We start from the raw sequence: 12,199 nt of genomic DNA, 5'->3' as shown, positions 1-12,199 counted from the left end.
TGGTGGGTGTTAAACACGTTTATTGAGGTACCCGCCATGGACGATAAACTCGGCATCCGCCTGAAAGAGGAACGCAAGATCCTGGGGCTCTCCCAACAGGAGTTTGGTGCGATTGGCGGTGTGGGTGCGAATGCTCAGGTGCACTACGAAAGTGGCGCGCGGGCGCCCAAGTCCGATTACCTGATTGCCATCCGGCATAAAGGCGTGGACGTGCTTTACGTGTTGACGGGGGAAAGGGCGGTTATCAACCAGGCCACCCTGAGTGACAAGGAGACGTTGATCATCAACCACTACCGCACGCTGGACGGGCTGGATCAGGATGCGATTGCGCAGATCACTTCCTCGTTGTCTGACAGCTAGCAACGAGGAAGTCCCGGATTTGCTTCGCGCCAGGCTAGAAGCTGTCGGTCGTCCTGAAGCTGCCGCCGCCTGTAATGCCTGACGTCGAAAAGCTGGCCGTGTTGTTATTGCTGCTTTCGACGGTGGCGACGCCAAGGACGACAGGGCTGATCGATGCGCTGACATAGCCTCGCGTCGCCCCTGCCGCTACCTGACTGCGGCGCACGATTTTAAGGCCCCGGCCAAGCACATCCACAACCTGGCCAAGGGTTGCACCCTGGGTCATGTAGCTCTCTACCAGACGCTCGAAGTCAGTCGACAGGTCAAAATAAACATCGCGGCCGGTAAACGCATCGTTGCGAACTTTGCGCTCCAGGTCTTTGGCACGCTGGTAGCTGTTCTGGTGTACCACGGCCTCTTCCTGGGTATCCGCCAGTTGCTGTACCACCGCTTTCAAGCGCAGGTTCAGGGTTTGCAGTTGCTCGACGATCAGGTCGTCGGCGTCGTCCGGGGTGTGGCTGGCCAGGTCGATCAATTCGCCGATGCTGCGGGTTTTCAACTGGTCAGTGAGCAACTGGCGTGCGCGCTGGTACTGCGGGTCTTCGTTGCGTGAGTAGCTGCCGAGTTTTTCCTGGATGGCATTGGCCTGGCGCTTGGCGTTGTCGACTACGCGTTGCAGGGTGTCGAGCTCGGGTTGAATTGCGGCCTGTCCCAACTGGTCACGTGCCTGAGCCAGTTGCGCATCGACGCTGGCACTCAAGGTGCTGATCAGGGCGATGCGCTCGGCCTGCAAGGCCTCGTTTCGCTCACCAAGGGCGATCAGGCTCAGCTCGTTCTTGCGGTTGGCGAGGTAGTTCACCTTGGTCGCCAGCCAGTTGTCCATCCAGCGGTTCAGGCGGTTGCGCCGGTATTGGTCGGTGCCGAAGGCGTGTCCGCGCAGGTAGACGTAGACCAGGTTGGTATCAAAGGTCGGACGCTTCAGTGCGCACTCCTGGCGCAAGTCTTCATAACCGCTGACGTGTTCTCGGTGGGCGGCCTGGGCCAGGTCCAGTTGCTCGACCTGGCGGGCGTAGTCGGGGTTTTGTTCCAGGGATTGCCGGGCTTGCTGGTCGAGGGTGTCGGCTCGCGCTTGCAGTTTTTCCTTGCCCGCCAGCGCCTGGGCCACGGTCTGCTCAGCGTCGCGCAGTTGCTGGTGGAGCAGGTCCTGGGACTGTTGGCGCAGGTTCAGGGCGGCGGCGACTTGCTCGTTCTGCGTGTTGCCCTGGTCCAGGTGCAGGGCCGCGATTTTACCCAGGCGCTGGGTAATGTCCTGCTCCAGCGCCAGTTGCTCGCCGAGCAGTTCAGACAGGTGTTGCTCGGCCGTGCGAATCCTCAGCTCGGCGTTGCGGGAGTTACGTTCGGTGATGCCGATCAGGGTGTCAGGCGTCATGTCTTCACCACTCCAATATCGTTTCGAGCGGGTCGGTGGTCCGTTGGCTCAAGTAGGTGACTTCCATCCTGCCGGCTGGCTTGCGGCCGACTACACGGTTGGTCAGGTGGCCGTCGTCGAGTTTGTCGGCCTTGACCTTCAGGTATTCGGCCTGCGGTACCCGCACAGCGAACTGGCTGGCCCACGCGCCGGTGCCGGTCTCACTGCTGACGGTGGGCAGTAGAACCGGTCTGTCCGACAGGTCGACGGCTTCGACAACCAAATACCAGCTCTTGCCCTGGGTCGAACCAGGATTGGAATTACACAGCGCCTTGTCGTAGCAGCGCTCGACACCGGACGGCGTGCCGGGCCGGTCGACAACCCGAATGGTCACCTCCTTGGGGATCAGTTCGGTGTTGGCACGCAGGGCCCTGAGTTGGCCGCCGGCTTTTTCGATCTCGAATTTCCCGATGAGGTCTTTGATCATGACCAGTTCGGCCTGCATGCCCCGCGTCGCTTTACTGTCGGCGGCGGGCAGGTGAATGTCGGCGACTTTGCGGGTCAACTCGTTGAGCTGGTCGGTCATCGGCTGGACTGCCTTGACCTTGGCTAAAAACGCCTCCAGCACGCCGATCTGCTCACTGGCGTAATCGACCCCGGAGGTATCGACCATGGCCAGGGCATGTTCGGCCTTGGTATTCAGGCGGGGCAGGGCACTGAACAGGTCGCCGCCCTCAATATAGGCCGGGTCCTGCTGCACGGCGCTCAGGCGAGCCTTCAGGTGGGCGATGTCTGATTGTTTTTGTGCCGCGTTCGTCTCGACGGCGATGGCCGCTCTTTGAGCCTCTTGGATCTCATGTCTGGCGACCATCACCCGGCTGCATTGCACCACCAGCAAGGTGACCGCAATGAGCTGGATGACGAGTATGCCGCGATGCCGCCTGAGCAATACTTTGCTCCAGAAGCGGTCAAGCGCACTCAGTTCCGGGGCCTCGAACACCAGGCGTTTGGAAAAGAATTCGCGCACGCCCTGATCGATCTGCGCTTCGGTAAATTGAATGCCGTTGTTCTGGTAATACTCGCGGATGCGCGCCGCCACTTCTGCGCGGCGTTGGGGCAGGCTCAAGTCCTTTTCCACCGCCATCTGCTGGTGGCGCAGTTGATCCACCAGCGCCATCGCGCCGAGTTGTTCGGAGAGAAGAATGTCGCTCATCAAGCGGCCTTGGTCAGCAATGCGGCGAACTTGCGTTTGGCCTCTTCGACGGCTTCGGCGATGTCACGTGACGCGTTGCTGGATTCAGCGCGGTAGGTTTCCGTCAGGCCGTGCATGTCAGTCTGGAAGCTCAGGGTGGCGTCGGCCAAGGCGCGCACCGAGTCGACCTTGATGGTGGAACCATAGCTGGCCTTGACCGCTGCTTCCAATTGGGTGTTCCCGGTGCTGCCCAGGGCTTCAAGGCCCTTGCTGATGCCGTCGGTGGTGGCATTCAGCGTGTTGGTGGCTTCGGCCAGTCCACTGTTGCTGGTGAACGACACCGCGAGGCCGGTCAACACCACTTCGTTGGTAGAGAAGAACGAGACCATGCGCTGGTACTGGCGCTCCTTGATCACATGCACCTGGTTGATCCGGGCGAAGACCATTTCGGCCGTGTTGTAGCCGACCTTCAGGTCATCGGCGATGTCCTTGACGATCTGGTAGCGCTTGTCTTCGTCCTGCAGCGCGCGTACGGCTTCGTCACGGCGCAATTCCAAGGCCGCGCGTTCGGCCGGCGCCAGGGTTTCGGCAGCCGTGACTTGGGCGTTGGCCTCGTTCAAGGCCTGGGTACGCTGCTCCAGGACCTGGCCGGCCAGGGCGAGCACTTGTTGGGCATCGACCTCGGCCGCTTTCATGGCCATGCGAAAATCCAGGTAGGCTTCCAGAATCACCGTTTCCCGGGAGATCTGGTCATTGGCCGACTTGCACACCTGCAGGTAGTTTTCACGGATCTCGCTGAAGCGGCTGGGGATCGAGCCACGACGCAGGTTCATCCAGCTCAGCTTGAGCTTCTCCAGCGTATCCAGGCGCCCATCATCCATCCAGCCCGCCATGGCCGCAGCGTCTTCGCGAATCGAGGTGAAGCTCTGGGTGATGTCCATGAAGCGCGTGGAGATATCCATGCCGGCGATCTGCTCGCGAACCACGCTGTTAAAGGTGGTCGACTGTTGCAGCACGGCAGCGATAGCGGTGACTTTGGCGGTGTCGTACTGGGCCACGCGGTCCAGCAATACCAGTACCGGTGCATCTGGAATCGGCTGCAGAAGATTGATGCCCAGGGTCCGCAGGCCCGTCAGCGCGCGGTCGAGGTAGTTGCTCATCGAGTGTCCTTTCAGGATGTGTTCAGCACAGTGTGCAGAGAAGGGCGCAAGTATACCGATCAATGAAGGCAAACCAATGGCAGTTTGGTTGGAGGGCGCTTGTTGGCAGGCCTGGCGAAGTGTATGACCGTATCTACCCGTAGCTGTACGGGGCGCAGGCTGGCGCAACGTTCTACTGTCACGGCCACAGTACTCGTTCGGATGTCGCGCCATGCTCATGTCTTCAAGCCTGCTTTCAGCCTTCGCGCTGTTCGCCTTTGTGTCCTCAATCACCCCTGGTCCCAATAACACCATGTTGCTGGCGTCCGGGGTGAACTTCGGTTTTATTCGCTCGATCCCCCATGCACTGGGGATCAGCATTGGCTTCATGTTGTTGGTGATCGCCGTGGGCTTGGGTTTGGGCGAAGTGTTCAAGGCATTGCCGTGGGCCTACATCGTATTGCGCTATGTGGGGGCGGCGTATTTGCTGTACCTGGCGTGGAAGATTGCAACCTCCAGCGCGATGTCCGATGACGCCGATGACAAGCGCAAACCCATGACGTTTCTTGGCGCGGCGGCCTTCCAGTGGGTCAACCCCAAGGCCTGGGTCATGGCGCTGGGCGCGATCACCACCTACACGCCTGCCGAGGGTTATGTCACCAACGTGCTGTTGATTGCCGCCGTGTTTGCCCTGGTGAACTTGCCCAGTGTTTGCGTATGGGCCGGCTGTGGCAGCGGCTTGCGCAATGTACTGCGCGAGCCACGCTGGTTGCGGGTGTTCAACTGGTCGATGGCTGGGCTGTTGGTGCTGTCGTTGTATCCGATGTTTTTTGCCGGCTGACACGCCCTCTGACCTCCAGCGGCTTGCGTCAGCAGGCCATGGATCCTAGACCGGTGAGATGGTGGCCAGCAGACCAATTGCGATGGTCAGCGCAAGAAAACCGAACAGGAAAAATGCCATCTTAGCCATAAGGCCTCCGAAATGAACGGGCCGGCAGGACGGTTCCTGCCGGGCTCCACGGGCGTGTCGGGAGTGGGAGTATTGTCAGGGCAGGGCGGTTTTCGATACAGGGGCAGATGCAGAAGAAAAAAGCGTATCAGATGGGCCGGGGCGCCGCAGGAGCAGGAAAGCCGGGGATGATCATTTTGGGGTATCAGGGAATAAACCGCGGCTCAGTAACTTGTGGGCGGGACTGCTGAAGGAACTAACCTTTTGCGGGGAGTATCGTATCCACGATTTTCGTGGGAGGTTGAAGGCGAACTGCGTCGTGCGTGGCTATTCTCAAGCGGCGCTGGGAGGGTTCCTTGAAGTGATTTCATCGGGGCGAGTAGGCAAATGGGCAAGACATTGGCTGCGCTGTCGTTTTTGATGACCCTGGTTTGGGTTTCAGTGGTTATTGCGGTAATGACTTATTTTTCCTGATGCACGTGGGGCACGGGTGCGGTACCTGGTGAAGCGGTCGGTATCGCCATTGCCCACTCCCGCCTGCAAAATCTGTAGATGACTGATCTGGCGAGCTTTTTTGTTTGCCAGGGCGCCGCTTGATTGTTTGAAAAAGCCCGCACCCGACCTTGCATCGAGGGGGCTGGATCTATATATTCCCTAGCCTGCTGCAACGCTCAAGGGCTTTTAACGCTGCTTGGCCTGCTGCATAGCGCTACCGCCCGAATGGCGAAACTGGTAGACGCATGGGACTTAAAATCCCCCGCTCGTAAGGGCGTGCCGGTTCGATTCCGGCTTCGGGCACCATCATATTCAAGGGTTTGCGGGGTTTTAGGACTTGGCTGGCTCTTTGTTTTTTTCCGCAATATTCTTCTCCTTTCCGCAATTCACTTCGTCGGCGTAACTTTTTTGCCGATGCGTTTGCGGATGTAGTTCTCTGTCATCACCACGGTTGTGTGCCCAAGCTGATCTCTGGCTTGCAGAATATCTCCGCTTGATTCCGCCTTATCGGTACCAGCCTTTGCGCGCAGGTCCCGCATCTGAAAGTCTGCCTTTTTTACGCCGGCAGCTTCTCTCGCAGCATCAAATCTCCCCCGTAACATACTGCTGGTCATGGGCTGCCCGTTGTCCATAACGATTAGTTTGCTGGACCGGATTTTATGACTGTCTTTCCTGGCCAGTATTCGGTCGATCACAGCCTTCAACTCCCCAACGATCTCAATTCGTCGCTTGGCTTTGGTTTTTCCTTGCTGCACGGCCAGGCGATCTTCCCTGATATCGCGCTCATCCATTTTGAGGGTGTCAGCGATACGCTGACCTGTCAGGTAGAACAGATCGAGCGCGTCTTTTAGCGGCTGGTCTGCGTGCAAATACACCATCGCAAGCATTTCATCTTCGACGTAGATGTCACGTCCACTTTCCTTATTGCCTTTAACACCGGCGCAGGGATTGGCCAAGGACGTGTAGCCGCTGGTCCTGGCGAAGTTCCAGATCGAGCTGAGCAACGCTTTCTCGCGATTTGCACGAACAGGTGCGGTCTTTCCTCGATGTCTCAAGTACTGAGCAACGTGCTGGGGCTCAATAGCTTCCAACGGGGCCGGTGGGTCATTGAAAAAGGCAAGTAGCTGCTTCAGCTCTCTGGCGTTGTCTTTCTGCGTCGCCGGCGCTTTAGTTGGAACAACTTCCAGCATGTATTTTTCAGCTACATAGGCGAAAGTCAGTACATCCTGCGCCATGGCCTGGGATACACGGCTTTTTTCGAGCTTTGCATATTCCAAAATTGCCAGCCCGTAGTCCTTGCCCAATGGTATTTCTTTGCGTGGCGTCCCGCCTGTGTCGTAAAGGTAATACGTCGTGTCGCCACGCTTCCTTTCGCGTAGCCGGGGAATGCTCCCAGGCCGGGTTGGTTTTCGTCCCATCTACCCCACCAGCCGCGGTTGCCATTTCGGTTTTTCCATCACGCCGGCAACCTCGCCAGTGAGTGCCGATGCGATGACGCAAGGCCACCCGCTACGTTTGATGGTGTGGCGAATGCCGTTTCTTTTGAGAACTTGCACCTGGCCGGCTTTCGTTTTCGCGCCGGTAAGCGTGCAAACCTCTTCATGCGACAGGAAGTGAATACCGTCCATAACTACCTCCCACCGGCCGCCGTGGGCCGGGCTGTCTTGATGATGTGAATGACCAGGCTGAAGGTGATCAGCATCCAGCCGCAGGTGCCGGCGAAGGCGTAGAGGATGTCGGCAGTTTCGCCGTCGTCCAGAAGGCGTGGGCCGAGCCAAAAGAACCAGCAGCCGCTGCCGACCAGGTACAGCAAAGCGCCCAGCAGGATCAGGGTGAGTTTGAATGCGAACATGTGGTGTCCTTGCCGCGCTGGGCGGCAGAAGGTGGTTAAAGGTTTCGAAGTTCTTTTCGCTGCTCGGGGGATTGAGCGGGGTAGCCGAAGTGAAAGCGTCGTTTGCCCGTGTAGCCGCACTCGCTGCATCCGGACGACGGGCCGCATCCGCAGCCACCCTCGCATCCGCAGCTGCACCCACTGCACGCCAGCGTTACGACGCCTTCTTCTTCAACTTCACCGTCGTTGGTGATCCAGTATTTCCGCCGGCGATCAAGCCTGAACCCTGCCGTCTCTTCGGCCTGCTCATATGTCGCAGGCTCAATTCGAAAGCCGTGCTCAGCGCTTGGATCTGCCACCGATCGCATTACTTTTGGCATGCGGATTCCTCGCCCGCCGCTCACCGGCAGGCATGTAGGGGGATTGGGGTTAGGCTGCTGGGTGTTGCGCTGTGTCGTGGAAGACATCCATCTGCGCCGCGCCGTCGAGCCAGGCTGCCGCGATCCGGCGTTCAGCCATTGCGGCATATTCCGGGTTCAGTTCGCACAGGATCGATTTGCGACCCTCCTGCATGGCGACCACCGCCGTAGTGCCGGCACCGCCGAAAGGGTCAAGCACGACGCCACCGCGTGGCGCGCCGGCCAGGATGCATGGGCGAATCAGGTCAGGCGGGAAGGTGGCAAAGTGGGCGCCCTTGAAACTATGGGTTGGCACTGTCCAAACGGTCCGCTTGTTTCGCTCGCTGGGCATTTCCGCCAGGGCTGAGTCCATCGACTCGTTGTCCTTGATCCTGCCACGGCATCGCTCCTTGTTATCAGTGCCATGCCCCCAGCCAACGCCGTTCGGCTTCCTGGCGACCGCCTTCATGTTGCCGTTGGTCTTTGCTCCGCCGTTGGCTCGGTCGCTCCCGATCTGCGCGAGTACATCTTGAGACAGCCGGTTATGGGTGTTCGGAGAGCATGGCTCGAGGATCGCCGATTGGTCGTAGAAGTACTTCGGTGACTTGCTCAGCAGGAAAATGTATTCGTGGGCCTTGGTGCATCGGTCGCGGACGCTCTCGGGCATGGGGTTCGGCTTGTGCCAGATAATGTCCTGGCGCAGATACCAGCCGTCGTCCTGCAGGGCAAAGGCCAAGCGCCATGGCATTCCCATCAGGTCTTTGTGCTTAAAACCTGCAGGAGCTGATCGCCAGCCCGTCGCCTGGCCCTTGCCCTGCCATGCGCCGTCCGCGCGCTCAGCCATGAACGAGCCGCCACCACCGCGACCACCAGATGCGTAGCTGTCACCCATGTTCACCCAGGCTGTGCCGTCGTCGCGGAGTACTCGACGCACTTCGCGGAAAACCTCAACCAGCCGAGCGATGAATTCAGCTGGCGTTTCCTCCAGGCCGATCTGGCCGTCGACCCCGTAATCCCGCAACCCGTAATAGGGCGGGCTGGTGACGCACATCTGAACTGATTTACCTGGCAGCGTCCGCATCGACTCAATGCAGTCGCCGATCAAAACGCGATGCTGTTTCATGGCCTCGGCCCCTTGTAGATGAAGACGTAGGCGAACCAGAGGGTGGCTGGCACCGTGAGCAAGATCATGGTGTCACCCGATCCGCCAAATCCTCTGTGGTGATCTGGTACTCGACGACGTTGCGAACGCGGTAGAACGTCGCGGTGCAATGCTTGCTTATCCATGCGGACAGAAGTTCGTCGAGTTCCTGGCGGGCCTCATCAGGAACATCCGGCCAGTCCTCCGCGAATTCGCCCACATCGTCATAGGCGCGCTCGCCCAGCATTTCAATGACGTCGCCCGCATCGACATAGCCGGCGGTGTTTATCGGGAATTTCTCTCCCTTCCAAACGGTTGCTCCGACTTCAAGGTCGTCGTTCTCGTCAAGCAGCTCACCCAGACTGTCGCAATTGAACAACTCTTCATTGGCTGACCAGGTTTCGTCGGGGGTTCTCTTTTCTTCAGACATGACTTCGTCCTTGCCGCATTCGCGGCACATGCGAATATTAGAAAGGGGCTACGCTTGTATTGCTTGTATAATGACTCGAGGACTGTTACTGAACAGTCAAACCAAGCATGGAGGGCGTATGGTCGAAAAAATATCTACAGGTCATCAAACGGATGGTGCACCAGAGCCGGAGGCAAAACACAAAACATCAGGCTCCAATTCCGACATTACCAAGATAGCTACCACTCTTGGTGGGGCCGCGGTAGGTAACATGATTTTTCCTGGAATTGGTGGGGCGATAGTTGGCGGTTTAGTTGGAGCATTGATTGGCAGGAAAGCCGCCAAGGATGAGGCCAATGGAGATTGAGCTTGATGATGCAACTTTGGTCTTTGTCGTCGGCGCCATAGTTTTGATGCTGATTTACTTTTGCGTTTCGTGGCGTGTCCGCTTCAAGCCTGATCTTCAGCATGCCGTGATCATTTGCACCGCTTGGGCTGGTTTTGCTCCTGCGTTGTATTTGGGGTTTCAAACTTGCGTTGCAAAGGCGGCGGACTTGGGTGTTCTCTCAAACCAGAGGGTTACAATTTTAATTGGTGTTGCCGTGGTTATGTGGGTTTCGGTTTCGACGGTTTACGGAGTCTTTGCGAAGCTACGAGAGTCGGCCCCAGTCACGGGGGGATTGACAGCATCCAGACTGCCTTAAGGGAAATGATTGAGCCGGTGATAGTTTTGGCGATATGCCTTGCCTCGCAGTAAGGCGCGCTGCGCTATTCCGATAATGGATTCGAACAAGGCCGCTTCCCTTATCTGATTTCAAGCTGCTTCAGCTTGGCGCTCGGCAGTACGCCACGGGTCATTGGCGCGAGCAAGCGCAGCCATCGGCGGCGGGCTGACGCTGTTACCGCACATGTGCACCTGTTGTGTCTTGGTGAACGGCTTGCCGTCGGCGCCGTGGCTGATGATGTAATCAGCGGGGAAGCCCTGAGCCTTGTACAGCTCGGACGGCTTCAGCATCCGCAGGCAGATGTCGACGATCACGTAGGGCGTGCCCTTGACCATCACGGTGACCATCGCCAGGCGGTCCTTGGTGGTGATCGTCGGCGCCGGCGAGTCGCAAGCGTTGATGTTCTCCGTGCCGTAGTAGCTGATCAGGAAGGCGGCGACACGCAGGGCGCCGGCTTTATGCTCTGGCGAGAGGGTGAGCGACACCAGTGAGCTCTTGCCGCCACCACCGGCAGTGATAGTCGGCGCTGGTTCTTCCAGGCCCTGACCAATGCTGCCACCGAATGCCCGCTCCATGAATGCGCTGACCAACCCGTGGTGCTGGCCGCTGGCGCTGACAGTGTGCAGCGGGTCGTTTACGTCCCGTGCATCGCAGTTTCCGTGAAAGTGCACTAAGTTCGCTACCGCGAGCTGTTGCTGGCTGCCGGTGTTGGTCACCGTGGTCATGGGTTCGTGCATGCCCTTGGCGTGCGTGGTGTTGAATCCTCCGTTTGCCTGGATCATCACCGCGGCGCTGACGGACTGGCCGCCGCCGCTGGCAGTGACGGTGCCCACCGGGCCACAGATGTCATTGATCCCGTGGGAGCGGCGCTTGTTTGCGCCAGAACCTTCGCCGTGCCCGGCCTGGACGATGCAAGCCGAAGCCAGCGCTCGATGGTTCTGGGTCATTAACGTTCCGGTGGGCTGATCCACGCTCACCGGTTTGCCGGAGTACTCGGGGCCACCGGCCCCAACCATCAGCGGGCTGATCAGCGTCAGCTCGCCGCGATTTGCGCAGGTCACCGTCGGCAGCGGGTCGAGCGGGTTATTGATTCGGTCACTACCCTGGTGCGTTGCCGGTGCAATGATCGGGCTGACCACCGAGAAGGCGCCGCCCTTTGGGTAGGAGGTGATGGTGCGCAGCGGCTCGTCGGCCGACTGCACTGCCTCGCCGGACCAATTGGCAATCGGCACAATGAACGGCGCCGCGCTGTCGATGACGAATTTCTTCATGCCCTTGGCGACGCGGCGCAGAGTGGCCGGTGCTAGGTCTTTCTTGCGGCCAAAGATGCTTTTTCCCAGGTCGGTGAAGTCGATGCAGTCAGCGGCAGTTTTCCACTTTTGCTGACCCTTGACCGGGTTCTTAGCGTGGGTTGGCTCCGGCCACACAATCGGCTGGCCATCGCACCGCGCAATCATGAACAGGCGTTCCCGGCTGGTCGGCGCGCCGAAGTCGCAAGCCTTGATGACTTTCCACTCAACCACGTAGCCCATGCCCTCCAGCAGGGCCACGAATCGGCGCCAGGTCCGGCCGCGCTGCTTCGGGTCAGGGATCAGGAACTGCTGGCCAACCGGCACAACCTCACCAGGTGCGGCAACGTCGCCGCCGAGTTTCACTACCCGGCCGGTGGCCTTGTCGCGCTTGGCGATCAAGCGGCCCCACTGAAGAATCTGCTTCACGTTCTCCAGGCTGATCACCCGGGGCCGCTTCATACCTGCCCACTTGAGCCCGATCCATGAAAGGTTCCGGATCTCGCGCTTGCGCGGTTGACCGCCGGCGGCCTGGCTGTGGTGGGTGCAGTCCGGCGACATGTGGAACCAGCCGACGGCCTTGCCGCCGCATTCGGTATCCGGGTCACCCTCGAACACGTCGGTGGTGAAGTGCCTGGCACCCGGGTGATTTACGGTGTGCATACTGATCGCTTGTGGGCTGTGGTTCTTCGCCACGTTCACCGTGCGGCCCAGGCCAATCTCCAGGCCGGTACCGGCACCACCACCACCGCAGAAGAAGTCGACAACGATCTCATCGTCCTGAGGGTTGAAGCCGAGTCCGTATTGGGTTTTGAAATCGAAGGGGTGTTTCTTCTGTTGTGCGGACATAGGGGATCCTCGCCGGTATAGTTCCGGGATCTACA

General features: G+C 59.2%; 13 protein-coding genes and 1 tRNA gene. 5 read left to right on the top strand and 9 right to left on the bottom strand.

Annotated features, from left to right (window positions below; translation table 11 throughout):
- Positions 1–36 precede the first annotated feature (36 nt).
- Entirely contained in the window at positions 37–360 is a 324-nt protein-coding gene (locus HX824_RS06005; RefSeq protein ID WP_003207700.1) for a helix-turn-helix domain-containing protein, read from the top strand.
- Positions 361–394: 34 nt separating this feature from the next.
- On the opposite strand, the gene HX824_RS06000 is transcribed toward HX824_RS06005, so the two are convergent.
- From HX824_RS06000 to HX824_RS05990, 3 genes are read right to left on the bottom strand one after another with little or no spacing between them, the layout of a single operon-like run.
- Positions 395–1,768, bottom strand: a complete 1,374-nt coding sequence (locus tag HX824_RS06000) for a hypothetical protein (RefSeq protein ID WP_177054304.1) — start codon at positions 1,766–1,768, stop codon at positions 395–397.
- 4 nt (positions 1,769–1,772) lie between these two features.
- On the bottom strand, positions 1,773–2,960 hold the full coding sequence (locus tag HX824_RS05995; RefSeq protein WP_008435073.1) for a DUF6384 family protein: 1,188 nt from the start codon (positions 2,958–2,960) through the stop codon (positions 1,773–1,775).
- Entirely contained in the window at positions 2,960–4,099 is a 1,140-nt protein-coding gene (locus tag HX824_RS05990) for a merozoite surface protein 3b (RefSeq protein WP_177054303.1), read from the bottom strand. The genes HX824_RS05995 and HX824_RS05990 overlap by 1 nt, the downstream gene beginning before the upstream one ends.
- Positions 4,100–4,310: 211 nt before the next feature.
- On the opposite strand from HX824_RS05990, the gene HX824_RS05985 reads away from it, so the two are divergent.
- Both HX824_RS05985 and HX824_RS05980 read left to right on the top strand, forming a co-directional pair.
- The gene (locus HX824_RS05985) at positions 4,311–4,919 is read left to right on the top strand and encodes a LysE family translocator (RefSeq protein ID WP_177054302.1); all 609 of its coding nucleotides are present in this window, start codon (positions 4,311–4,313) and stop codon (positions 4,917–4,919) included.
- An 822-nt stretch (positions 4,920–5,741) separates the two neighbouring features.
- A tRNA-Leu gene (locus HX824_RS05980) sits at positions 5,742–5,828 on the top strand.
- An 80-nt stretch (positions 5,829–5,908) separates the two neighbouring features.
- On the opposite strand, the gene xerC is transcribed toward HX824_RS05980, so the two are convergent.
- From xerC to HX824_RS05955, 5 genes are all read right to left on the bottom strand, one after another.
- The gene (gene xerC, locus HX824_RS05975) at positions 5,909–6,940 is read right to left on the bottom strand and encodes a tyrosine recombinase XerC (protein WP_177054301.1); all 1,032 of its coding nucleotides are present in this window, start codon (positions 6,938–6,940) and stop codon (positions 5,909–5,911) included.
- Complete coding sequence (locus HX824_RS05970) at positions 6,941–7,150, bottom strand: DUF4224 domain-containing protein (RefSeq protein WP_177054300.1); 210 nt, start codon at positions 7,148–7,150, stop codon at positions 6,941–6,943.
- 2 nt (positions 7,151–7,152) lie between these two features.
- A complete protein-coding gene (locus tag HX824_RS05965; protein WP_177054299.1) occupies positions 7,153–7,374 on the bottom strand; it encodes a hypothetical protein in 222 nt (73 codons plus the stop codon).
- 408 nt (positions 7,375–7,782) lie between these two features.
- Positions 7,783–8,874, bottom strand: coding sequence for a site-specific DNA-methyltransferase (locus HX824_RS05960; RefSeq protein ID WP_177021784.1), 1,092 nt, complete (start codon positions 8,872–8,874; stop codon positions 7,783–7,785).
- A 64-nt stretch (positions 8,875–8,938) separates the two neighbouring features.
- Positions 8,939–9,322: a hypothetical protein gene (locus HX824_RS05955; RefSeq protein WP_177021785.1), complete on the bottom strand. Its 384-nt coding sequence runs from the start codon at positions 9,320–9,322 to the stop codon at positions 8,939–8,941.
- 118 nt (positions 9,323–9,440) lie between these two features.
- Here HX824_RS05955 and HX824_RS05950 point away from each other — a divergent pair, with 118 nt between their 5' ends.
- Both HX824_RS05950 and HX824_RS05945 read left to right on the top strand, forming a co-directional pair.
- Entirely contained in the window at positions 9,441–9,668 is a 228-nt protein-coding gene (locus HX824_RS05950) for a hypothetical protein (protein ID WP_177021786.1), read from the top strand.
- Positions 9,658–10,005 carry a hypothetical protein gene (locus HX824_RS05945; RefSeq protein WP_177021787.1) on the top strand — a complete coding sequence of 116 codons (348 nt, stop codon included), beginning with the start codon at positions 9,658–9,660 and terminating at the stop codon, positions 10,003–10,005. The genes HX824_RS05950 and HX824_RS05945 overlap by 11 nt, the downstream gene beginning before the upstream one ends.
- 110 nt (positions 10,006–10,115) lie before the next feature.
- Here the strand turns inward: HX824_RS05945 and HX824_RS05940 are convergent, their stop codons facing one another.
- On the bottom strand, positions 10,116–12,164 hold the full coding sequence (locus HX824_RS05940; protein WP_177021788.1) for a DNA cytosine methyltransferase: 2,049 nt from the start codon (positions 12,162–12,164) through the stop codon (positions 10,116–10,118).
- Positions 12,165–12,199 lie beyond the last annotated feature (35 nt).

This window comes from Pseudomonas sp. D4002, from assembly GCF_013385665.1.
GTDB lineage: Bacteria > Pseudomonadota > Gammaproteobacteria > Pseudomonadales > Pseudomonadaceae > Aquipseudomonas.
The sequence above is the reverse complement of the archived record's forward strand: the minus strand, read 5'-3'. Positions and strand labels throughout refer to the sequence as shown.